General features: G+C 50.5%; 20 protein-coding genes. 2 read left to right on the forward strand and 18 right to left on the reverse strand.

Translation table 11 applies throughout. The features are described from left to right. Nucleotides 1-52: 52 nt before the first annotated feature. From BN3003_RS18765 to BN3003_RS18340, 8 genes are all read right to left on the reverse strand, one after another. Nucleotides 53-238: a hypothetical protein gene (locus BN3003_RS18765; RefSeq protein WP_147645333.1), complete on the reverse strand. Its 186-nt coding sequence runs from the start codon at nt 236-238 to the stop codon at nt 53-55. A gap of 121 nt (nt 239-359) precedes the next feature. Next, a complete protein-coding gene (locus tag BN3003_RS04375) occupies nt 360-1,127 on the reverse strand; it encodes a class II aldolase/adducin family protein (protein WP_058305524.1) in 768 nt (255 codons plus the stop codon). Between the two features lie 30 nt (nt 1,128-1,157). Continuing rightward, nucleotides 1,158-1,892: an SDR family NAD(P)-dependent oxidoreductase gene (locus BN3003_RS04380; protein WP_058305525.1), complete on the reverse strand. Its 735-nt coding sequence runs from the start codon at nt 1,890-1,892 to the stop codon at nt 1,158-1,160. Nucleotides 1,893-1,945: 53 nt separating this feature from the next. Next, complete coding sequence (locus BN3003_RS04385; RefSeq protein ID WP_058305526.1) at nt 1,946-2,734, reverse strand: ABC transporter permease; 789 nt, start codon at nt 2,732-2,734, stop codon at nt 1,946-1,948. Then, nucleotides 2,731-3,906 (reverse strand): ABC transporter permease, encoded by a 1,176-nt coding sequence (locus BN3003_RS04390; protein WP_058305527.1) that lies wholly within the window; start codon nt 3,904-3,906, stop codon nt 2,731-2,733. The genes BN3003_RS04385 and BN3003_RS04390 overlap by 4 nt, the downstream gene beginning before the upstream one ends. After that, entirely contained in the window at nt 3,903-4,976 is a 1,074-nt protein-coding gene (locus BN3003_RS04395) for an ABC transporter ATP-binding protein (protein WP_082625541.1), read from the reverse strand. The genes BN3003_RS04390 and BN3003_RS04395 overlap by 4 nt, the downstream gene beginning before the upstream one ends. A gap of 73 nt (nt 4,977-5,049) precedes the next feature. After that, nucleotides 5,050-6,171 (reverse strand): ABC transporter substrate-binding protein, encoded by a 1,122-nt coding sequence (locus BN3003_RS04400; RefSeq protein ID WP_199822547.1) that lies wholly within the window; start codon nt 6,169-6,171, stop codon nt 5,050-5,052. Between the two features lie 248 nt (nt 6,172-6,419). Further along, a complete protein-coding gene (locus BN3003_RS18340) occupies nt 6,420-8,702 on the reverse strand; it encodes an aminotransferase class III-fold pyridoxal phosphate-dependent enzyme (protein WP_082625542.1) in 2,283 nt (760 codons plus the stop codon). Nucleotides 8,703-9,011: 309 nt separating this feature from the next. On the opposite strand from BN3003_RS18340, the gene BN3003_RS04410 reads away from it, so the two are divergent. After that, nucleotides 9,012-9,680, forward strand: a complete 669-nt coding sequence (locus BN3003_RS04410) for a GntR family transcriptional regulator (protein ID WP_058305529.1) — start codon at nt 9,012-9,014, stop codon at nt 9,678-9,680. A gap of 105 nt (nt 9,681-9,785) precedes the next feature. Here BN3003_RS04410 and BN3003_RS04415 read toward each other — a convergent pair whose 3' ends face one another. Continuing rightward, nucleotides 9,786-10,064 (reverse strand): hypothetical protein, encoded by a 279-nt coding sequence (locus BN3003_RS04415; RefSeq protein WP_058305530.1) that lies wholly within the window; start codon nt 10,062-10,064, stop codon nt 9,786-9,788. Between the two features lie 241 nt (nt 10,065-10,305). Between BN3003_RS04415 and BN3003_RS04420 the strand changes: the two genes are divergently transcribed. After that, nucleotides 10,306-12,102 (forward strand): ABC transporter ATP-binding protein, encoded by a 1,797-nt coding sequence (locus tag BN3003_RS04420; RefSeq protein ID WP_058305531.1) that lies wholly within the window; start codon nt 10,306-10,308, stop codon nt 12,100-12,102. Nucleotides 12,103-12,179: 77 nt separating this feature from the next. Here the strand turns inward: BN3003_RS04420 and BN3003_RS04425 are convergent, their stop codons facing one another. From BN3003_RS04425 to BN3003_RS04465, 9 genes are all read right to left on the reverse strand, one after another. Further along, nucleotides 12,180-12,818 carry a DUF4291 domain-containing protein gene (locus BN3003_RS04425; RefSeq protein WP_058305532.1) on the reverse strand — a complete coding sequence of 213 codons (639 nt, stop codon included), beginning with the start codon at nt 12,816-12,818 and terminating at the stop codon, nt 12,180-12,182. Nucleotides 12,819-12,948: 130 nt separating this feature from the next. Continuing rightward, on the reverse strand, nt 12,949-13,728 hold the full coding sequence (locus BN3003_RS04430) for a DeoR/GlpR family DNA-binding transcription regulator (RefSeq protein ID WP_058305533.1): 780 nt from the start codon (nt 13,726-13,728) through the stop codon (nt 12,949-12,951). Between the two features lie 90 nt (nt 13,729-13,818). Then, complete coding sequence (locus tag BN3003_RS04435) at nt 13,819-14,745, reverse strand: LysO family transporter (RefSeq protein WP_058305534.1); 927 nt, start codon at nt 14,743-14,745, stop codon at nt 13,819-13,821. A gap of 81 nt (nt 14,746-14,826) precedes the next feature. Continuing rightward, complete coding sequence (locus BN3003_RS04440; protein ID WP_058305535.1) at nt 14,827-15,603, reverse strand: ferredoxin--NADP reductase; 777 nt, start codon at nt 15,601-15,603, stop codon at nt 14,827-14,829. A 26-nt stretch (nt 15,604-15,629) separates the two neighbouring features. Continuing rightward, entirely contained in the window at nt 15,630-17,402 is a 1,773-nt protein-coding gene (gene msbA / locus BN3003_RS04445; protein ID WP_058305536.1) for a lipid A export permease/ATP-binding protein MsbA, read from the reverse strand. A 144-nt stretch (nt 17,403-17,546) separates the two neighbouring features. Continuing rightward, nucleotides 17,547-18,962 (reverse strand): threonine synthase, encoded by a 1,416-nt coding sequence (thrC, locus tag BN3003_RS04450; protein WP_058355647.1) that lies wholly within the window; start codon nt 18,960-18,962, stop codon nt 17,547-17,549. An 8-nt stretch (nt 18,963-18,970) separates the two neighbouring features. After that, complete coding sequence (locus tag BN3003_RS04455) at nt 18,971-19,390, reverse strand: hypothetical protein (protein WP_058305537.1); 420 nt, start codon at nt 19,388-19,390, stop codon at nt 18,971-18,973. Further along, nucleotides 19,387-20,460 (reverse strand): putative lipopolysaccharide heptosyltransferase III, encoded by a 1,074-nt coding sequence (rfaQ, locus tag BN3003_RS04460; protein ID WP_058305538.1) that lies wholly within the window; start codon nt 20,458-20,460, stop codon nt 19,387-19,389. Before rfaQ ends, BN3003_RS04455 begins: the two co-directional genes overlap by 4 nt. A gap of 129 nt (nt 20,461-20,589) precedes the next feature. Further along, nucleotides 20,590-22,101, reverse strand: coding sequence for a succinate CoA transferase (locus BN3003_RS04465; protein WP_058305539.1), 1,512 nt, complete (start codon nt 22,099-22,101; stop codon nt 20,590-20,592). Between the last annotated feature and the right edge of the window lie 150 nt (nt 22,102-22,251).

A 22,251-nucleotide genomic window follows, 5' to 3' on the forward strand; every position in this document is an offset into this window, starting at 1 on the left:
CTTTTTACTTATACCGCTTACAACATGACATCAAGCCACACATACCACCAAATTAACCATAAAAATCGGTGCGGCGGTATTTGGCCTCATGAATAAAGCGCCGCTCATACTCTTGTTGTATCATTTCCGCGGTATCGAACAAGGATTTGATTTTGTTCGGTGTGGTTTCACCCACATTGCTGCTGCCTAAAAAAGTGGCTGCCAAATACAAGGCTTCTGCACTGTCCATTAAAGCCATGCCATCGCTCCCGTTTGTATTTAGTAATGTATTCTAAATCTAACGGTTCTCTGCCCTCTAATGCAATCTAAAACGCCATGAAATCAACCGTGTTTGATGTGCATCAACTTCCGCGCCCAACTCAAGAACAATAGTCTTCGGCTTGGCTGGCAATCAAAGTCAACGCCGCCTCCCACACCATTTGCACATATTCAGGCGTGTCTTCATCGGCAAATTGCTGCGCCGTGTGGGCACACACGGCCTCGCTTGGGTAAATCAATTCTGCCCCAGCCGATTGCGCTTTGATTTGCGCTTGGCACGCGCGTTCTAAGAAATACAAGGTGTGGAAGGCCGCACCCACGCTTTCGCCGGCCGACAACAAGCCGTGGTTGTACAAGACCATGGCATGGTTTTGACCCAAATCGGCGACCAAGCGCTCGCGCTCTTCCAACGACAAGGCCACGCCTTCATAGGCATGGTAAGACAGACAGCCATAGAATTTGAGCGCGTGTTGCGTCAGTGGCAATAAGCCGTTTTTCTGCGTCGACACCGCCATGCCATCGGCAGTGTGGGTGTGGATGACGCAATTGATTTCAGGACGGGCGTGGTGTATGGCCGAATGGATGACAAAGCCTGCGCGGTTGACGTTTTTGCCTTGGTCGTATTCGCCAACGATGTTGCCATCGTGGTCGATTTTGACCAAGTCCGATGCCTTCATGTGGTCGAACAACACGCCGTAGCGGTTAATCAAAAAATGATTCGGCTCATTCGGCACGCGCACACTGATGTGGGTATCAATCAAATCAGTCATGCGAAAGTGTGCAATCAAGCGGTACAAAGCCGCCAGTTCGCAACGGGCTTGCCATTCGCTGTGGCTTACCAAATCTTTTAACACCACTTCTTCTAACATGGTTTTTCCCTTAATGTGTGTTGTGGGTGGCTAAACGTGTTGGCCGCCATTGATGTGGATTTCGGCACCATTGATGTAAGACGATTCGTCTGAGCACAAAAAGCGGATGGTACGTGCCACTTCCAAAGTGGTGCCCAAGCGTTTCATCGGCACCAAATCGTTGACGATTTTCTCGGTGCCCGGTGACAAAATATCGGTGCTGATTTCCCCTGGTGCAATCGCGTTCACGCGCACGCCAAGCGAGCCATATTCGTGCGCCAATTCGCGCGTTAAGGCCGCCAGTCCTGCTTTTGAAGCCGCATAGGCCACGCCGGCAAACGGGTGTACGCGCGAGCCAACGATGGAAGTCACATTCACAATCGACGCTTGGGCTGCGATTAATTCCGGCGTCAGTGCGCGTACCAACAAAGCGGTCGAAATCAGATTCACATTCATCACGTGCATCCATGTCGCCGCATCGGTGTCGCGCACGCCCAAACGCTCGCCATTCGGGCCTTTGGGAGAAATGCCGGCATTGTTGACCATCGCCGCCAATTTGCCGCCTTTGAGTTTGCTGCGCACAATGTCGGCGAGCGCATCAATGTTGCTTGTGTCGGCCAAATCGGCCTGTATGTGGTTTTCCCGACCCGATGGCCACATGCAGCGCTCAGAAAACGGCTGCCGCGACACGGTGAGAATTTCCCAGCCTTGCTCTTGAAACACCTTGACCGTGGCATGTCCTATGCCACGGCTGGCGCCGGTTAACAACATGTATTTCGTTTCCATACTCACACTCCCGGCCTGTAAAGCAGCATCACACCACTTTACAGGCCGCATGTTTAAGGTTTCAGTGCGTTGACTTTCTTTTTCACCAACACCGTTGCCAAGCCAAACAAGATGGTGGCGATGATGAAGATGAACGCGGCTGAGGCGATGGTGGGACTGATGTTTTCACGGATGGTCGAGAACATTTGTCGCGCCAAAGTGCGTTGGTTGGGACCGGCCACAAACATGGTCAACACCACTTCATCGAGCGAAGTGGCAAACGCCAACACCGCACCTGAAATGATACCGGGGCCTGCCAAAGGCAAAGTGACTTTGCGCAATACCGTCGCCGGACCCGCGCCCAAGCTTTCTGCCGCCAGCTCTACCCGTCTGTCTATGCCGGCCAAAGCGCCGCTGACACTGATGAGTACCAACGGAATGGCAATCACCGTGTGCGCCACCACCACACCGAAATAGGTATTGGCGATGCCCAAACGCGTGAACAACAATTGCATGCCCACACCTAATACCACCGCAGGCACCACCATAGGCAGCACAAACAAGATGCGGATGGGGCCAGCCAAGAAGATGCCTTTATTGCGCAAGCCCAAAGCCGCCATCGTACCCAATACCGTCGCCAAGGCCGTGGTCGCACCGCCGATAATCAAGCTGTTGACGATGGAACGGCGCCACGAATCAGCGGCGAACAATTCATGAAACCAGCGCATAGACCAACCCGGCGTCGGGTAAGTCAAGAAGCCGCCCGAAGTAAAGCCCAGTGGCAAGATGGCGAACAATGGTGCCAACAAAAATGCCACGGCCGCACAGCCAAACAGGATTTTGGAAAATTTACCCAACATCATGCGCTCCTTGTGTTATCGGTGGTGATGCGTTCGTAAACCGTGAACAACACCAAGCACACCACCAGCAAAATCACACCCAATGCACCGGCCATGCCCCAGTTTGCTGCACCTGTCGCATAGTAAGCGATGATGGAACTGATCATTTGGTCGCCCGCGCCGCCAATCAAAGCCGGCGTGATGTAGTAACCAATTGACGTCATGAACACCAACAACATGCCCGACAAGATGCCGCGGAAGCTCAAAGGCAATAACACGCGCAAGAAGGCTTTCCATGGCGCTGCGCCCAGCGATGAAGCCGCCGGCATCAAATTGCCCGGAATGGTTTTCAACACGCTGTAGATAGGCAATACCATAAACGGCAACAACACATGCGTCATCGAAATCACCACGCCGACGCGGTTGAAAATCAAATGTAGCGGCTGGTCAATCAAACCTATCGCTTTCAAGGCATCGTTAATCAAGCCTTGGTCTTGCAGCAAAATAAACCAAGCGGCGGTACGCACCAACAGCGACGTCCACAACGGCAATAACACCGCCATGAACAACACGTTTTTCACCCAACCTTCGCTCGAAGCCAGCAAAATCGCGTATGGATAGCCGATAAGCACACAGATGAGCGTCACCAAAGCCGCAATCCAAAACGTGCGCAGCATGATGTCCAAATTCGCCGATTGCGAAGCTGGCATTTTTTGAATGTCACCTTTCAAATCACGGTTCATGTCCACGGCGGCGAGCAAATAACGGTCGGTCACTGGCGACAGCAATTTGTTAATCGCTTGCCAATACTTGGGGTCTGACCAACGTGAGTCTATGCTGACCAAATCGGTCACCGTAGGAGTGCCGTTGATTTTGCTTGAGGTTTTGGTCAACAAGGTACGAAAACCCGCTTGCTCACTGTTGAGTTTGCGGATCATATTGCCGATGGCTTGCGGATCTTGTTCGGTTTGAATGTCTTTGATAAACGCCTGTTGCATCGCTGCGGTTGGCGGTGATTTTTCGTCCCACTCATGAATGACGCTGGCGGTTTCTTTTAACACGCTGGAGACGGCATCATCTGAAATAGATTGCTTCATCATCACCAACAAGGGCCATAAGAAGAACACCACCACAAACAACACCAGCGGCGTCAGCAACATATAAGCACGGGTCTTTTTGCTATTGAGTAGTTTCATCGCTTAATCATCCAACAGTCTGCAGCATTGAACCCAGCCACCACAGCGGCCCCCTTAGTCCATTCCACCGCTTTGCGGTCTTGGTTGACGATGAAATGGTGGGCGTTTTCGTCCAATTGCACGCGCAAGTGGTTGCCCAAATACACAATGTCTTTAATCGTGGTTGGAAAGTGGTTGTCGTAAGCGCCGCTTTGTTGAGTTAGGTGCAATTTTTCAGGCCGTACCGACACATACACGTCTTCGTTTACCGACACGTCTTTGGCGGCCTGTACCCAAATGCTTTGTTTGTTGGCCAGCAATACTTGGGCTTTATCGGCCTGTAAAGCGGTAATTTTGCCTTCAATTAAATTGGTCGCGCCAATAAACTCGGCCACGAACTTGGTTTGTGGGCGGTCGTAAATTTCGCGCGGACTGGCGATTTGTTCGATATTGCCTTTGTTAAACACGGCAATGCGGTCGGACATGGTCAAGGCTTCTTCTTGGTCGTGGGTCACGAACACGATGGTCACACCCAAGCGTTGGTGCAAGGCACGGATGTCCAATTGCATTTGTTCGCGCAATTGCTTGTCCAAAGCGCCCAAAGGTTCGTCCATCAAGATGACTTCCGGTTCAAACACCAAGGCGCGCGCCAAAGCCACACGCTGTTGTTGACCACCGGACAATTGCGCTGGCTTGCGCTCTTTCATCGCCGCCAATTGCACCATGCCCAAGACTTTTTCGACTTTTTCATTGATTTCGGCCTTACTGACACCGCGCATTTGCAGTGGGAAAGCGATGTTTTGTGCGACCGTCATGTGTGGGAACAATGCATAGTTTTGAAACACCACACCGATATTGCGTTTGTAGGAAGGAATGTCGTTCAAGGCTTTATCGTTAAGCCATACCGTGCCCTTGGTCGCCGATTCAAAACCTGCCAACATCATCAATAATGTGGTCTTGCCTGAGCCAGATGGGCCCAATAAGCTGATGAATTCGCCTTTTTTGATGTTGAGATCCAAGTCTTCGATGATTTTGACGTCACCGTAAAACTTGCTGATGTTATCGAAACGAATGTGAGCGTTATTTTCCAATGTGATTCCCCTTCTTCTTATGGCATTGCTGCAAAAATGTTCCACCCACTGGCGCAGGTGGAACACTTCTTACTTACTTGGCCAACCAAGCGTTAAAGCGTTCGGTCAACTCTTCTGAGTGGTCTATCCAGAAATCCACATCCAAAGGAATGGCATCGGTCATGTTGGCAGCAGTGGTAGGCAATTCTGCGGCAAATTTCTCTGGTACTTTGGTCGCCGCTTCTTTGTTAGGCAAACCATAGGCCACGAACTCAGGCAATTTGGCTTGGTTTTCAGGCAAGCTGGCAAAAGCGATGAAGTCCATGCCAGAATCTTTGTTGGCCGCGCCTTTTAAGATGGCCCAGCTGTCGATGGCGTAAATGCTTTGTGGCCATACCACTTTGAAGTTTTTGCCTTCAGTGCGGTTCAAGCCTGCGATGCGGCCATTGTAAGCAGAGGCCATCACCACTTCACCAGACGCCAAGAATTGCAATGGTTGCGCGCCGGCTTCCCACCACACGATGTTCGGTTTCAACTCATCCAATTTCTTGAAGGCGCGGTCCACACCTTCAGGCGTGCCCAAGACTTTGTACAATTCTTCTTTCTTCACGCCATCAGCGAGCAAGGCGAATTCCAATGAGTATTTGGCTGATTTGCGCAATGAGCGTTTGCCAGGGAATTTTTTGGTGTCCCAGAAATCTGCCCAAGATTTAGGCGCTTCTTTGAGTTTGTCGCCGTCGTAAGCGATGGCAGTAGACCACACAATCGCGCCCACACCACAATCGGTAGCAGCGCCATCAATGAATTTGTCTTTGCCACCCAATTTGTTCCAATCGAGTTTTTCCAACAAGCCGTCGGTACAAGCACGCGCCAAATCTTCTGATTCAATTTGCACCACGTCCCAGTTTGGACTGCCGCCTTGGACTTTGGCTTGAATCACGCCATAGCCGCCATCGTAGTTTTCATCCAATACCGGTTTACCCAATTTTTCTGAGAACGGTTTGAAATAGATTTTGCGTTGTGCATCTTGGTAGTTACCGCCCCAAGAAGCAATGGTCAAATCACGTGAACCAGATGAGCTGGTGGTGGGTGCGGCTGAAGCCGGCGCATTGGAAGCTGCTGGCGTACCGTTGGTTGGAGCAGTATTGGAACCGCCACCGCCGCACGCAGCAATTGCCAAGGTTCCCATTAACAGAGCAAGACGAGTTATGTTCATTTTGATTACCTTCCATAAGTTGAGTATATGCTTAATGCATTCTTATTTGAGAACCATGGCCCAGCAGAATGTGTGGACTCTACCCGCCAAGGCTTCTCGGTACATCATTACCGCAAGCTGTGTGCAACACGGTCAGCCCAACACTCCCTTGTGTTGTTTGGGTGCCAACCCGTGGCCACAGCCACAAACATGAAACAGACGTAACTACTCAAAACTCGATGTGATTGTGTGTGCGCGTGTTCCCCTTTCTAAGCTTGCAATGCTTGTTTCAACGCGGCAACCAACATATCGGCATGCTCTTGTTCAAACACCAATGGTGGGCGGATTTTCAATACTTTGGCATCCGGGCCAGAATTGCTGAGCAAGACGCCGTTTTGGCGCATGTGATTGGTGATGCGCGTGGCACGTGCCGTGGCGGTTTCCGCACCGTCGGCAGCGATTTCTATGCCCCAATACAAGCCTTTACCGCGCACCTCAACCACGCCCAAACCCGCTACGGCTTGGGCAAATGCGGCCTGTAAACCTTGTCCCAATACCCCAGCTTTGGCTGGCAATTGTCTTTGTTCCAACTCATCCAATACCGCCATGCCTGTGGCCACTGCCACCGGATTGCCACCGAAGGTATTGAAGTAACGGCCTTTGGCGGCGAATGTGGCCACCATGTCGGCACCGGCTACCACGCCTGCAATCGGATAACCATTGCCCATCGGTTTGCCCATGGTGACAATGTCCGGTTGCAAAGCCGCATCGACAAAACCCCACCAATTGTCGCCAGTGCGGCCAAAACCAGACTGTACTTCATCGGCGATGACCACCGCACCGGCCGCATGCGTCGCTTGTGCCGCTTCATTGAGCAAACCTGCTGTCGGTGGCAAGATGCCATCGCTGGCAAAAATCATGTCCATCAATAAGGCACATGGTTTAAAACCAGCGGCCTGTAAATCTTCAAACGCACGCGCCACATCCGCCGCAAAGCGGTGCGCTTCTTCGGTATTGTCGGCCGCATCCAAACTGGCACGCGGTGGTGCCACCACGCGCACAAAGTCGGCTATCGGTGCCAACGATGGCGACAATTTTGCCAACAAATGGCTGACACCGTGATAAGCATTGCTGGTCACCACCACGCCCGTACCGCCGGTCACCGCTTCGGCAATGCGTATGGCCAAATCATTGGCCTCACTGCCGGTACACGTGAGCATCAAACGGTTCAAATAGCTGGGGAAATGCGCCAACAGACGGTCGGCATAGGTCAAAATGCCATCGTGCAAATAGCGGGTGTGCGTGCACAGCGTCGACGCTTGCGCCGTCATCGCCGCCACCACCTTGGGATTGCAATGTCCTACCACCGGCACATTGTTATACGCATCCAAATAGCGGCGGCCTTGGTGGTCGGTCAACCACACGCCCTCGCCTTTTACCGGATACAAAGGCTCTTCATAAAACAAACGGTAGGCAGGTCCCAATACTTCGCGTTTTGCCAACATGGCCTCTAAGCCGGCCGACTCCTTCAGCATTTGTGTGTCCTTTACTTGGTCTGGATAGGGAAATACGCGCATCAAGCGGCCCAATAATTGGCGCGCTTGGGCATTGCTGCGCAAAATATAATCACGGTTATTGGGGAAATGGCTGGCGCGCCATTCAGAAATGACGATGCGTTGCACCAAACGGGCGATGATCAAATCGGGAATTAATGCTAGCTCAGCAGCGCTCAAATCCACCACTGCTTGGTAAGCGGCAACAATGCGAGCCAATGCGGCCTGTAAATCGCCATTCTCAGCATCAAGTGCATACGAGGCGGCCACGGCCAATTCCACCACCCGCGGCGCTTTGCACAAATCACCAAAGTCCAACACGCCGTGTATCGCAGTGGCAGCGGCGTGTTGCACCACAGTATTGCTCTTGGAAATGTCGCCATGAATCACTTGCTGTGGCAAGGCTTGCAGTTGCGGCAAAATCTCACGTTCAAACTTGTCCAAAAAGGCAAACACAAATTGCCCCATGTCGTCGCGCGGCAATACTTCTTCTGCCCACGCGCGCAATTGGTTCAAATGCATCACATCCCACAACAACACCCGCGACAAAGCCGCATGATCAAAACCGTCCAAGGCGCGCACCAATTGCGCCGCCCGTTCGCCAAACGAGGCTTGCAACTCCATGCCCATTTGCGCCTGTGCTACCGACACGCCATTCAGATAGGTATACGCACGCACTTTATAGTTTTGCTCACCAACGCTGTAATCGCTGACCAATTCACCCGCAAGATTGCGCAAGGCTTTCGGTACCTCTACCGCACACTGTTGTTGTTCCAACCACAGCAATACCTGTATTTGCAAATCGGTTTCGGCCGCTTCTTCGGCGGGATTGATGAACTTCAACACCACATCGCCGCTTTCTTGGGTGCGCAACAGGTAATTTTTATCGCGCTCTCCGGTCAAAGCCTCTGCTGCTGCCTGCCAACCGTACAAACTGCTGGCCACTTTTGATGCATCATCTACCGTTACCACTGGTGGTGAAACCATTAAAATGCTCACATCTAATTCCTTAATAGCGTTTTGTGCGTAATGCAGGCCTTACCTGCATCAAAAAACTTTAAACTAAAAACTTAAGTGACTGTGCCTATTTTTTATTAATATATTCAAGTATATGCAACTGCAACATGAATTGTGATTGCCATCAAACTGTCACATTCAGTATAGTAACGATGATGCATCATAAGCAATGATTATTTAAATATGATCAATTTGAATATTTTTAAGTTTATGTTTTATAAGGTATTTTATATTAGAGTTTCATTATGATGCATCACAGCATTTGATATACATCACATTAAGGATGGCTAAATGGATCACCTACAAGAATTATTAGAGTCTGATAATAAAGGAGAAATCATCTATGCCCGCTTGGCCAATTCGCTGATGAATGGTTTATTGTTGCCAAATGAGCGCTTAAAAATACGTGATTTGGCCGAAAAAATGGGCACCAGCGTCACACCTGTGCGCGATGCGGTGTTGCGCTTGGTACAAGATGGCGCACTCATCATGCCATCGCCGCGCGACATCCGCGTGCGCAGCCTCACCTTAACCGAGTATTTGGAAATCCGTTCCATCCGCTTGGAATTGGAAGGCATGATTGCTGCCAAAGCCGCTTTATTGGCCACGCCTGATGACATACGCCAGTTGGAAGACATGTTGGCGCACAATGAGACGGCACTGGGCAATGCCGATGCACAAACCGGTTTAGAATTGAACCAAAGCTTTCATTTTGAGCTGTGCCGCATCGCGCAAATGCCCATCTTGACCAGCATCTTGCACCAATTGTGGATCAAAATCGGCCCCTTAATCGCCCAAAGCTACAGCAAAGGCGGCCGCCACATGATTGATTACCATTATTTGGTGGTGCGTTCCATCAAGGAAAAAGACCCGCAAGCGGCCAAAATCGCCATTCAAACCGATTTATTGTCCGGCGGCAGCGTGATGTTGCAATTGAAGATAGACGAAACCAGTCCATAAAGATGAAGGAGCATGGCTGATGCACAGTCATCCACCTCATGTTGATGTGCATAAAAAAGCGGCCTGTAATATTTACAGGCCGCTTGATTGCAATGAGCAAGCGTCTTAGCCGGCAGCGCTACTGGCAGCAGCGCCGATGCCAATCACCATGATTAACAACACATACAACACGACAAAAATCGCTGTGATGATCAAATAAGCCTTACAGAAATTGGCTTTGGTTGGCTTGGTAGCACTGCCAAATCCCCAAACAAACATCATAATGATGTTCACCAAGGGAATGCACAATATCAATAAGGTAATCAGCCATTCTTTCACCGACATTACTTCGTCTAAGTCTTGATTGGCCACCGCCACCACCGTTGATTCGTACGCATCGCTCATGATTATTCCCTTATTTTGTTGTTTGTTTTGCAATAGTGTCTGCATACTAATGCAAGCCAAGTAAAAACTCAAGACGCATATTATTGCTGCGCAACATATGGAAAAAATTACAACACTAGCATGACAGTTTGATGACGAAATCAGTGCCGCGAAACATCCAACCCGCGCAAACCGTGCAAAACTGCGCTAACCGCCATATCTGCGTTACACTTCATGCTTGTTTTGTTCAGATGGAATGCAGATGAATCTTTGGCAATTGTTTCAAAAATTGCGCCCGTTTGTGCGGCCCTATCGCGCATTGGTCATCGCCACACTGTTATTGACCTTAATCGGCTCGGTCACCGCGCAAGTGAATGCGCTGACGCTGCAATACGCGGTAGACAGCATCAACCGCGTGGTCGAAAGCGGCGGCGGCCTTAATGAAGGCGCAAAAATCCTCCTCATCATTTCGGTGGTGTTGCTGGGCAAGGAAATCATCAATACCGTCGTCAGTTTTGGGCAAAAGTATTATGGTGAAAAACTGCGCATCTTGGTGTCGCAAGACTTAGCTCAAGCCATCATCGAAAAATTCTTGCGCTACCGCTTGGCGTTTTTCTCGGATGAAAACAACCAAGCCGGCAAGCTGCAAACGCGCATAGACCGCGGCATCGCCTCGCTCACGCGTTTGGTGCAAATCTTTTTCATTGATATTTTGCCGCTGTTCAGCAGCGCCGCCATCGCGCTTGGCTTGATGTTTTATGCCAATGTGTGGGTGGGCTTGGTCGGTTTGCTCACCGTGCCGGTGTATTTTTGGATTACCTATTTGCAGGCGAAAAAGCTTGGCGGTTGGCGCCGCAGTTTTCGCGACAGCCGCGAGCAAAAAAGCCAAGGCATTTTGAGCATCATCAATTCCATCGCTGTCATCAAATCGTTTAACCGCGAACACATCGAGGCCGAAAAACAATTAAAACTGCAACATCAGTTAACTTTGAACCAGATGCACACGCGCCAGCTCGGTTTCGCCTTTGACAGCGGCAAATCACTGATAGAACAATTGGGCGTGGTCATCATCATCATCCTTACCGCATTTTTGGTGTTACACGGCCAAATGACCATAGGCATGATCATGTACCATGTGTTGCTGTTCAACAATGTCACCGCGCCAATCCGCTCTTTGCACCGCATTTACGATGAGATGAACGACGCGCTGATTTATTCGGAAAGTTTCTTCAAAATCCTTGAAGCAGACGACGAAATCGAGCCTACAGGCCGCTTGCAACCATCGCCGCTGCGTGGCGAGTTTGTGTTGCACAACGTCAATTTCCACTACCCCAATGGCCATGCGGCCTTAAAAGACATCAATATGGTGATTAAGCCCAATCGCATCACCGCCTTGGTTGGCTTGTCTGGCGCGGGCAAATCCACCCTCATCAGCTTGCTCGACAAGTTTTACCAAGCCAGTTCGGGCACGATTACCGTCGATGGCGTCGACATCAACGACATTGATACCGCTTATTTGCGCGAACACATCGGTTTGGTCTTACAGAAAAACCACATCTTCCAAGGCAGCATTGCCGACAATATCCGCTATGGCAAAATGAGCGCCAGCGATGACGAGGTAATGGCCGCGGCCAAACAAGCGTCGGTACACGAGCAAATCATGGCCTTAGAACGCGGCTACGCCAGCGATGCCACCATGCTCTCTGGCGGCCAACAACAGCGCATTGCCTTGGCGCGCATGTTCCTCAAGAATCCGCCCATCATCTTCTTGGACGAACCCACCGCCAGCCTCGACGCCATTGCCACCGAGCAAATCAAACTGTCGCTCGATGCCATCAAGCAAGGCCGTACCGTCATCATGATTTCGCACAGCCTGTCGCAAATCATCGACGCCGATTACACCTATGTACTCGAGGACGGCATGGTGGCCGAGCATGGCGAACACGACGATTTGTACCACCAAGGCGGCGCCTACAAAAAAATCTTCGATGCCATGGCCAAAAGCCTCAACATCGACAAAATCGCGCGCACGTTTGAGGATGAAGACACGCATGCTTAAATAATGTGATTCAGAATGTCATGATTCAGCTATTAATGCGGCCTGTAAGCCTTGTTTTAAGGTTTACAGGCCGCTTGTCAGGTATCCAATTGCAAATAGGCTCTTAAAGCCGCATCTTCTATTTGCAATGGGCTTTCTTGTGGCAACAGCAAATGCTGCAATTGCTGCTTGTGCACATGTTCGGCCTGTTCGTGCACATAAGCACTGATGTCTTCTATCAACACAATGTCTTCATCGGCAAAACGCTTAATAACACTGCCACGCAGGCCCAATTGTATGGCACGGCGCGGCAACTTTTCACCATAAGGGTCGTGATCAGGGTCCCATTGCAAACGCACTTCAGACTGTTTGACTTGCGCCTGCCATTTGGCTCGCTCCATGCCCAGTCCATCGTGATAAGACGAATACACCGCTTGGCGCAAATAGTCCTCAAAGGCTTGTTGGCGCAGGTGGATGGCCAATACGCATTCCTGCCCAAGCTTGCTGCCCCAGCCATTGCGGTACATCATCCACAAAAAATTCGGCTTAATCCAAGTCATGCGTTCGAAACTGAAATCGCCACCAAAGCGCTGGTGTCGGACCGCATGCTTGCCAATTTCTGGACAGTACGATTGATAAACCACCATGGTTTTGCCATCGGCTTGTGCCATGATGTGACGACCGTTGGTGGGCCAATTAGCCAATTGTTCCAAGTAAGGTGCCAGTTTTAGCAACATGTTTGCTCCTAAAAAGATGCGAATACGGTGGTGGCTCAGATGGCGTTTGCTGCCTTAATGCCATAAAAAAAGCGGCCTGTAAATCCTACATCAGGTTTACAGGCCGCTTTTAATGATGTTGTAGCGTGATTTAATCAGGCTCACGTTCAGCCAAATGCCACTCCACACCCGCTTCTTCTAAGCGGCGTTGTAAGCCTTCGCTGGGGGTAAAGTCGGTGAAGACGGCGTTGAATTCGCAAATGTCGCCCATGCGCACCAAGGCATTGCGGCCGAATTTGGTGTGGTCTACCGCCAAGACCGATTGGCGTGCATTTTCCATCATCGCTTGCGCCACGCTCACTTCTTTGTAGTCAAAATCAAGCAACGAGCCGTCAGATTCCACGCTGGCAGCGCTTAAAATGGCGTAATCGACTTTGAACTGATTAATGAAATCCAAAGTCGCCACACCGGTAATGCCACCATCACTGGCACGCACCACGCCTGAGGTAATCATGATTTGATAATCGGGGCGTGAAGACACGATGGAGGCTACATGAATATTATTGGTGATGATGCACAGGTTTTTGTGCGTGTTCACCAAGGCTTGTGCCACCGCTTCTATGGTGGTGCCTATGCTCATGAACAAAGAAGAATTTTCAGGAATGTGCGCCGCAATCATCTCGGCGATGTGCGATTTTTCCTGCTGATTTTTGTCTTTGCGCGCGGTGTAATCGTCATTGACGACACTGGAGCCCAAGGCCGCGCCACCGTGATAGCGGCGCAGAATATTGTCTTCACACAGTTGATTGATGTCACGACGGATGGTCTGTGGGGTCACATCCAACACCTTGGCCAATTCCTCAATGGGCATAAAGCCGCTGTCGCGCACCAAGGCAACGATTCTTTCATGGCGTGGGGAACGCAAAGTCATTTTTTTAACCACTTTTCAGGGTAGTAACTTAAAGGCTAAATTGTGCCAAAATGTTCGATAGTGCGCAAGGCTCAGCTTAAAATGTTTGTTTTAGAATTTTGCATGCGCGAAAAACGCCATCAAGATGGGCGATAACACGTTCATAATAAAACCAAAGCTGATGGCCAAAGGCACGATGGCCACGCCGCCGGCGCGCTGTATCGTTGGCAAGGTAAAGTCCAAACTGGTGACACCGCCCACGCCCACGGCAGTGCTTGGGTAGCGCAGCATCAGCATGGGGATGCACATCAAGGCAAAAAACTCGCGCCCCAAGTCGTTGACCAAGGCCACACTGCCCCACACCGCGCCATAAGCGTCGGTCATGATGATGCCAGACAAGGAATACCAACCAAAGCCCGAACTGATGGCCAAGGTTTGACTCAGCAACACCGGTTTGTCCAAAAACAGGTTCAAACCGAAATACAAAATCACGCTCGCCACCCACGAACTCAAGACCAAGGCCAGCGACAACACCACGCCACGGCGGTTGAAAAACACCCGCTTAACGCTGATGCCGGTGCTGCGCAATTGCACGCCGATTAAGAACAGCAACAAGGCCAAGGCGATGCTGATGCTGATGTGCGGCGGCAGCCACCAACCAGCCAATAATTTGGCCGCGATAAAGCCGGCTAACACACAGCCGATTTGCTTTAAGCTGCCCAAGATGGCGTGTTTAACCGAATTGGCTTGGGTTTTGTGGGTCTTTAAGCGCAGCGGAAATTTAAGGTCTAGCAACATCACCATGCCGATGTTGCAGGCGATGTTGACCGCCAAGAACAGCATGCTCACGCCCAAGATAAACCCGAGCTCGCGCCCAAGATTCTCTACTTGCGCGAGCTCCATGCCAATGAGCAATAAGATGAGGTACACAATGATGGTGAGCGACTCATTAATCAGGTGCAATTGCTTGCTGTTGCTGATACGCACAGCAAAGCCCACACACAAAGGCAACAATATCCACAACACCAAATCCAACATCTGCTCTGTCCTTTAACACTCTGACCTAAATAAATGCCGGCCTGTAAACTGCAGACCGGCACTGTCTTCTGACAAGACGAATTATTTTTCTACAAACGCGCGTTCAATCACATAGTCGCCGCGCACGCCGGTTTTTGGCGAAACTTGCAAACCGAATTCGTCCAACATGGCGCTGACGTCGCGCAACATGCCAGGACCACCACACAACATCGCGCGGTCGTGTTCTGGATTCATGAATGGCAAGCCGATGTCTTCAAACAATTGGCCAGATTTCATCAAATCGGTCATGTGGCCGCGGTGTGGGAATTCTTCACGCGACACAATCGGATAGTAAATCAATTTTTCTTTGACCAATTCGCCCAAATACTCGTGTTGTTGCAATTCTTGTGTGAAATGATCGTAATAAGCCAAGTCTTTTTTGTAGCGCACACCGTGCACCAAAATGACTTTTTCAAATTGCTCGTAAATGTCTGGGTCTTTGGTCACGCTCAAGAATGGTGCCAAACCAGTACCGGTTGACAATAAATACAGGTTTTTGCCCGCATTCAAATCGCTGGCAATCAACGTGCCAGTCGGTTTTTTACTGATCAACACTTCATCGCCGACTTTTAAATGTTGCAAGCGGCTGGTCAATGGGCCGTTTTGGACCTTGATGCTGAAAAATTCTAAATGCTCTTCCCAGTTGGCTGAAGCGACACTGTAAGCACGCATCAAAGGCTTGCCATCGACCATCAAACCGACCATCACAAATTGGCCGTTTTCAAAACGCAAACTCTCATCACGCTCACAAGTGAATGAAAAATACGCTTCTGTCCAATGGTGTACAGACAAAACTTTCATGCTGTTAAATGCTGCCATGTTTTATTTCCTTAAATATCAATCTATCACTCGGGGGTATGTTTAATCAGTTGTGCCGAGTGCAAATGCGCATAGCGCCCTTGTTTTTGGAGTAATTCCGTGTGGCTACCTTGCTCCACCACTTGCCCGTTGTCCATGACCACAATCAAATCTGCTTGTTCGATGGTAGACAAACGGTGGGCGATCACGATGGTGGTGCGCGCTTGCATGAGTTGTTCCAAAGCGGCCTGTACCAAACGCTCAGACTCATTGTCCAAGGCACTGGTCGCTTCGTCTAAAATCAAAATCGGGGCGTTTTTCAACAGGGCCCGTGCTATGGCGATGCGTTGGCGCTGACCGCCCGACAATTTGGTGCCATTTTCACCGATTAAGGTGTCCAAACCTTGCGGCAATTTCTCAATAAATGCCCACGCATTGGCCATTTTGGCAGCGCGTTCCACCTCTTCGCGGCTGTGCTGGTTCAATTCACCATAGGCAATATTGTCCATGATGGTGCCATTGAACAACACCACATCTTGACTGACCAAGGCGATTTGGCTGCGCAGGCTTTTCAAATCCAGGTCATTGATGTCGACACCATCATAAGCAATGCGGCCTGTATCGGCGATTAAGAAGCGCGACAACATGTTCGCCAGCGTGGTTTTGCCACAACCAGAAGCACCGACCAAGGCGACGATTTTGCCCGCCTCTATGGTCAGGTTCAGATGGTTAATCGCATCGCGTTCAGCATTCGGATAGCGGAACACCACGTCTTCCAAGGTAATCGCGTGTTTGAGCGGCGCCAAGGTCTTGCTGCCGGTATCAGGTTCGCTTTTTTCATCCAAAAAGCCAAACACACTCTCGGCCGAAGCCAAGCCTTGCTGCATGGTTTGCGACATATTGGTAATGCGTTTGAACGGTGCAAACAACATCAACATTGCCGACAAATACGACATAAAGTCACCAGCAGTAAACGCATTGTTACGTGCACGTTCAGCGGCAAAATACAAAATCGCCGACAAGGCCACCGCAATAATCAATTGGGTAATGCCAGTATTGAGCGATGAGGTCACGCTTTTTTTAACATTGTTGACCAACACATTGTGGATGGATTCGCCAAAGCGTTGCTGCTCTTGTGCTTGACCGCCATAGATTTTCACCACTTTGGCCGCGTGCACAGACTCGCTCAATACTTGCGTCATCTCGCCCATGTATTGCTGATTGCGGCGCGACAAACTGCGCAAACGTTTGCTGACATAGCGCACACACACCGCCACCACCGGCAACAATACAAAGGTAATCAGCGTCAATTGCCAATCGGTGTAAAACAGCCAACCGAGCAAACCCATAATGGTAATGCCGTCTTTGACGGTGACGGTAATGATGTTAAAACCAGCATTGGAAATCTGGGTGACGTCATTGGTGATGCGCGAAATCATGCGCCCACTCTTGTTGTCGGCAAAATACTCCATCGGTAAATTCAACAATTTGTTGAACAATTCGGTGCGCATTTTCAGCACCAATTGCCCCGACAATTGCGCGGTGGCGTATTCATTGATGTAACTGGTGACGCCGCGCAACACAAACAAACCGATGATGGCAAACGGAATCCACTGCATGGCCGACACATTTTTGGCCACAAAACCTTGGTCAATCAGCGGCTTTAACAAAGCCACAAACGCAGGCTCGGTTGCCGCGGCAAGCGCCATGGAAACAATGGAGACGAAAAACAAGCCCCAATAATTGCGTAAGTATTGAAAGATGCGGCGGTATAAAGTCCAGCCAGACATGGAAATCTCGGGTTTTGCAGATGAGCCCATACGGTGGCGTCGGTCCAACTCAAATAAAGGGGCTTATTGTATGCGAAATCAGGCGCAAGAACAATCAAGCTGCATAGACACAAAAGCGTCCTGTAAACTTACAGGACGCTTTATCAACAAGGTATTGGGGAAAATTTACCCAAATTAAATCTTCACTGCGGTACGGATAATGTCTTTCACCACCGCCACATCGTTGGCAATTTCGATCACGTATTGTGGCAAGTCTTCCAAGCCAGCCAAAGCCGCTGGGCGTGGGATTTGCACATCGCTACCCAAGGCTTCGTGCACGGTGGCATCGAATTTGGTCGCCAATGCCGTTTCTAAACACACGATGGTTTCACCGTCCAAACGCAGTTCGCGCGCCACTTTGATGCCATCGGCGGTGTGCGGGTCAACAAAACCATCGCCGGCGGCATACACCGCTTTCATGGTGTCCAAACGGTTTTGGTGGGTAGATTTTCCCGATGCAAAACCATACTCGCCTTGGATTTTGTCCAACATAAAGCCCAAATCAAAGCCTTTGCCGGCATTCACTTCTGCCCACAATACCTTCACTTGTTCGCTGTCGCGGCCAACCAAGTCGAAAATAAAGCGTTCAAAATTTGAGGCTTTGGAAATGTCCATAGACGGGCTAGAGGTAATGAAGGTGTGTTCAGACGTGCGCGGACGGTAAGCGCCAGTTTTGAAGAACTCGTCCAACACATCGTTTTCATTGGTGGCGACTATCAAGCGACCAATCGGCAAACCCATTTGGCGCGCAATGTGACCGGCACAGACATTGCCAAAATTGCCCGATGGCACACAGAACGACACTTGCTCGTCATTGCTTTGCGTTGCCGCGAAATAGCCTTTGAAATAGTAAACCACTTGCGCAACAATGCGCGCCCAGTTAATCGAGTTCACCGTACCGATGGCGTATTGCTCTTTGAACTCGGCATCGGCCTGTACGCCTTTAACAATGTCTTGGCAATCGTCAAACAAACCGCGCACGGCGATGTTGTGGATGTTTTCATCGGCCAAGCTGTACATTTGCGCGCGTTGGAAGGCGCTCATTTTGCCTTCTGGTGACAACATAAACACATTGATGCCTTGTTTGCCACGCATTGCGTACTCGGCCGCTGAACCGGTGTCACCACTGGTGGCGCCCAAGATGTTCAATACTTGGTTTTCACGCGCGAGCACGTATTCAAACACCTGACCCAAAAACTGCATCGCCATGTCTTTGAAGGCCAAAGTCGGGCCATTGGACAATTCTTGCACCAAGATGCCGTCTTTTAAAGCCCGCACTGGCGTGATGTCGGCACTGCCAAACACCTCTTGCGTGTAAGTGCGTGCCAACATCGCGCGCAAATCGTCGCGGTCAATGTCGTCGATGAACAAAGACATGATTTCAAACGCCAACTCCGCATAAGACAATTGGCGCCATTTGGCCAACAACTCGGCATCCACTTGCGGGTAGGTTGCAGGCATCATCAAGCCGCCGTCAGGCGCCAAACCCATTAACAATACTTGGCTGAACGAACGGGCTTCGGTAGCGCCACGGGTACTTTTGTATTGCATGATCATCCTTATTTTTTAACGAAACGGCTTAAACACGAAGTCACGGTTTTGGTCACGGCATTGGCAACAATGGTGTTGCGAGCGCTTTGGTTGGTGGCCGCTTGCACCAAGTCGGTCACGGTCACGCTGTTCGGTGCTTCTTCAGACACGCAACCACAAATTTGGTCTTCCCATTGCTGTTGTTTCTCAGCGCTCACTGCCAAGGCCATCAAGCGCCATTCTTGGCGTTTGTTCAATTCTACTGAGCATTGGTTGTGGGCATAGTTTTGGATCAGGCTTTTGCCAATAGCGGTGGCCGCGCCACCGTTACTGCCATTGCTGCTGGTGGTACCGCCGCCCAACAAGCCGCCCAAATCGCTGCCACCGTTACCGCCTGCACACGCAGCCAAAGACAATGCTGCCACCGCGCCGATAATCAAAGCTTTCATGAGGATTCTCCTAAATAAGGTAAGTGTGTTTGTATCGCTTGCCATACCGCCTCGACGGGTATGGCGGACAAGTAACGGGTTTGGGTATTGACATCGATGCTGTCAGGATGGGGCAAATCGCCATAATCGCCAGCATACACCACGGTAGCCGTGTCCGACCACGGGTGCCAACGCGACAACCACGATGGGCCAAACAAAGCCACAGCCGGCGTTTGCAAGGCCGCGGCCATGTGCATGGGCACCGAATCCACGCCGACAAACAAGGCTGCGCCATCGATTAAGGCACCCAATTCACGCAAATTCATCACCCCTGCCAACACCAATAAGCGGCCTGTACGCACTTGCAATGCGGCCTGTAAACTTTGCAGCAGTTGCAATTCGCGTTTATCGGGTGCAGCGCTCAGCACCACGGTCAGATTGCGGTCGAGCAGGCGCTGCGCAATGGCGGCGGTTTTGTCGTCGTCCCAACATTTAAAAAACCAACGCGAACCGGGGTGCATCACCACATAGTCTTCGCCTTGCCAACCTTGCTCGCGCAACATCTGTGCTACATGCGCTTGGTCTTCAGGCCGGTATGCCATGGTAGTGGGGGTATTTTTATTGAGCGCGATGCCCAACGGTTCTAAGGCAATCAGGTTTTGTTCGACGGTGTGACGCTCCATGGACAAAGCCGGCACCAAATCGGTAAAACAGTGTTGCCACAAACGCCCTGCCCGATACGGAAAATCCACGCCTATGCGCACCTTGGCGCCGCTGGCACGGGTCAACAAAGCACCGCGCCATTGGTCGGCCAAACACACCACCGCATCATAACGGCGCTGGCGCACCGCTTGTAGCAACGCCCATTCATGCTTGATTTGCGCACGTGTGCCTTGTTTTTTCCACTGCCGGTCTATGCAATGGATGGTGTGGATGTCGGCATAGGCCGCGACCATATCGCGGGTTTCCTGATAAATCAGCACATCGACTTCACAATCGGGCTCGCGCTGTTTCAAAGCATGAACGATTGGTGTAATCAGCAACACATCACCATGATGTCTGAGCTTGATTACCAAATACCGTTTTGCCATGCTTTGCCACCAAATTCAAATAAAGTCCCGATTATACCCAAAACTCCTGTGTTTGCATGACTCCAACGCAATAAAAAAGCGGCCTGTAAATGTTTACAGGCCGCTTGTTAGAGATGCATACGGGTGCAATTAAGCTGCATTCACCGTTTCGGCTTTTTTCATGCTGCCGGTTTCGGCCAAACGGATGTGCCAAGAGAAGGCTTCGCTCAAGATGTGTGGGGTTTGACCACCGACTTGCGCGCACGCACGCTCGAAGTAAGACAACAATTCAGCACGGTAATCAGGGTGCACGCAATTGTTGATGATTTCCAACGCACGTTCGCGTGGCGCCAAACCACGCAAATCGGCCAAACCCACATCGGTCACCAAGATGTCGACATCGTGTTCGGTGTGGTCCACGTGTGACACCATAGGCAACACATGCGAAATGCGGTCTTCTTTGGACGCGGCTTGGGTCACGAAAATCGACAAGTAAGCATTGCGCGCAAAATCGCCAGAACCACCGATGCCGTTCATCAAACGGCTGCCACCGATGTGGGTAGAATTCACATTGCCGTAAATGTCGAATTCAATCGCGGTATTGATGGCAATCACGCCCAAACGGCGAATCAAGCCTGGGGTATTGGAAATGTTTTGTGGGCGCAACACGATTTTGTCGCGGTAGCGGTCCAAGTCGCCCATCACCCGTTCGTAGCAATCGGCAGACACGGTAATCGATGAAGCCGATGCAAAGTCCATGATGCCGGCGTCGATTAAATCAAACGTCGAGTCTTGCAACACTTCTGAGAACATGGTCAGGTGTTTGAATTTGGAATGTTGGAAACCGGTCAATACCGCATTCGCCACCTTGCCGATGCCGGCCTGTAACGGCAATAAACGTTCGGTCAAGCGTTCTTCCGCCACTTCTTTTTCCAAGAAATTCAAAATGTGGCTGGCGATGGCTGAGGTTTTCACATCGGGCGCAGCGATGTCGGCTGGGCTGTCGTGGCGGTTGGTAAACACAATGCCGACCACTTTATTGAGGTCCAGCGGTATGGTGCGACGACCTATTTTGTTGTCAACGGCCACCACAGGAATCACATTGCGGTAAGGGTAGTTTTCGGCCATGTAAATGTCGTGTATGCCCAAAACATCTAATGGCACAGACTCATTGATTTCCAAAATCACTTTATCGGCCAAAGCGGCGAAACTGGCGCTGTTGCCGACAGAAGTGGTGGGAATCAAGCTGCCGTCTTTTTCAATACCGGCCACTTCCAATACCGCCAAATCCATTTTGATGGTGCCGTTGTGCAGCAATTCCGCCGCTTCGCTCAAGTGTTGGTCCATGAACAACACTTCGCCTTGGTTGATTTTGCCGCGCAAAGTCGCGTCCACTTGGAACGGCATGCGTTTTTTCAAGGCGCCCGCTGCGGCCAATTTGCCATCGGTACCATGACCCAAAGACGCACCTGTCATCAAAGTAATTTGGATGTCTTCACCGGCAGCGCGCTCTGCAAACGCCGGCAAAACCTCTTTGCTGTCGCCTGCTTTGGTAAAGCCACTCGAGCCGACCACCATGCCGTTTTCAAACAATTTTGCAGCCTCAGCTGCGGTCATGACTTTGTCTAAAAGAGATGCTACTTTAATACGCTCTGGTGACATGATGTTCCTTCTTAATTTATTAATTACTTAGAATTTAATGGTGCAATTTTTAAGTTATTTCAATCTAATTAAGCGTAAACATATCTCTTAAATTGATATATAGCAAGCTTTTGTAATGTTGCTGTGCAACATAAACAGTTTTACATTTCG

This window comes from Vitreoscilla massiliensis (assembly GCF_001457815.1).
Classification (GTDB): domain Bacteria; phylum Pseudomonadota; class Gammaproteobacteria; order Burkholderiales; family Neisseriaceae; genus Vitreoscilla; species Vitreoscilla massiliensis.

Bases quoted from the DNA above. Each gene is read 5' to 3' on its own strand.
- BN3003_RS18765 (WP_147645333.1), bottom strand. From the start codon at position 238: ATGGCTTTAATGGACAGTGCAGAAGCCTTGTATTTGGCAGCCACTTTT.
- BN3003_RS04375 (WP_058305524.1), bottom strand. From the start codon at position 1,127: ATGTTAGAAGAAGTGGTGTTAAAAGATTTGGTAAGCCACAGCGAATGG.
- BN3003_RS04380 (WP_058305525.1), bottom strand. From the start codon at position 1,892: ATGGAAACGAAATACATGTTGTTAACCGGCGCCAGCCGTGGCATAGGA.
- BN3003_RS04385 (WP_058305526.1), bottom strand. From the start codon at position 2,734: ATGATGTTGGGTAAATTTTCCAAAATCCTGTTTGGCTGTGCGGCCGTG.
- BN3003_RS04390 (WP_058305527.1), bottom strand. From the start codon at position 3,906: ATGAAACTACTCAATAGCAAAAAGACCCGTGCTTATATGTTGCTGACG.
- BN3003_RS04400 (WP_199822547.1), bottom strand. From the start codon at position 6,171: ATGAACATAACTCGTCTTGCTCTGTTAATGGGAACCTTGGCAATTGCT.
- BN3003_RS04410 (WP_058305529.1), top strand. From the start codon at position 9,012: ATGGATCACCTACAAGAATTATTAGAGTCTGATAATAAAGGAGAAATC.
- BN3003_RS04415 (WP_058305530.1), bottom strand. From the start codon at position 10,064: ATGAGCGATGCGTACGAATCAACGGTGGTGGCGGTGGCCAATCAAGAC.
- BN3003_RS04420 (WP_058305531.1), top strand. From the start codon at position 10,306: ATGAATCTTTGGCAATTGTTTCAAAAATTGCGCCCGTTTGTGCGGCCC.
- BN3003_RS04425 (WP_058305532.1), bottom strand. From the start codon at position 12,818: ATGTTGCTAAAACTGGCACCTTACTTGGAACAATTGGCTAATTGGCCC.
- BN3003_RS04430 (WP_058305533.1), bottom strand. From the start codon at position 13,728: ATGACTTTGCGTTCCCCACGCCATGAAAGAATCGTTGCCTTGGTGCGC.
- BN3003_RS04435 (WP_058305534.1), bottom strand. From the start codon at position 14,745: ATGTTGGATTTGGTGTTGTGGATATTGTTGCCTTTGTGTGTGGGCTTT.
- BN3003_RS04440 (WP_058305535.1), bottom strand. From the start codon at position 15,603: ATGGCAGCATTTAACAGCATGAAAGTTTTGTCTGTACACCATTGGACA.
- msbA (WP_058305536.1), bottom strand. From the start codon at position 17,402: ATGGGCTCATCTGCAAAACCCGAGATTTCCATGTCTGGCTGGACTTTA.
- thrC (WP_058355647.1), bottom strand. From the start codon at position 18,962: ATGCAATACAAAAGTACCCGTGGCGCTACCGAAGCCCGTTCGTTCAGC.
- BN3003_RS04455 (WP_058305537.1), bottom strand. From the start codon at position 19,390: ATGAAAGCTTTGATTATCGGCGCGGTGGCAGCATTGTCTTTGGCTGCG.
- rfaQ (WP_058305538.1), bottom strand. From the start codon at position 20,460: ATGGCAAAACGGTATTTGGTAATCAAGCTCAGACATCATGGTGATGTG.
- BN3003_RS04465 (WP_058305539.1), bottom strand. From the start codon at position 22,101: ATGTCACCAGAGCGTATTAAAGTAGCATCTCTTTTAGACAAAGTCATG.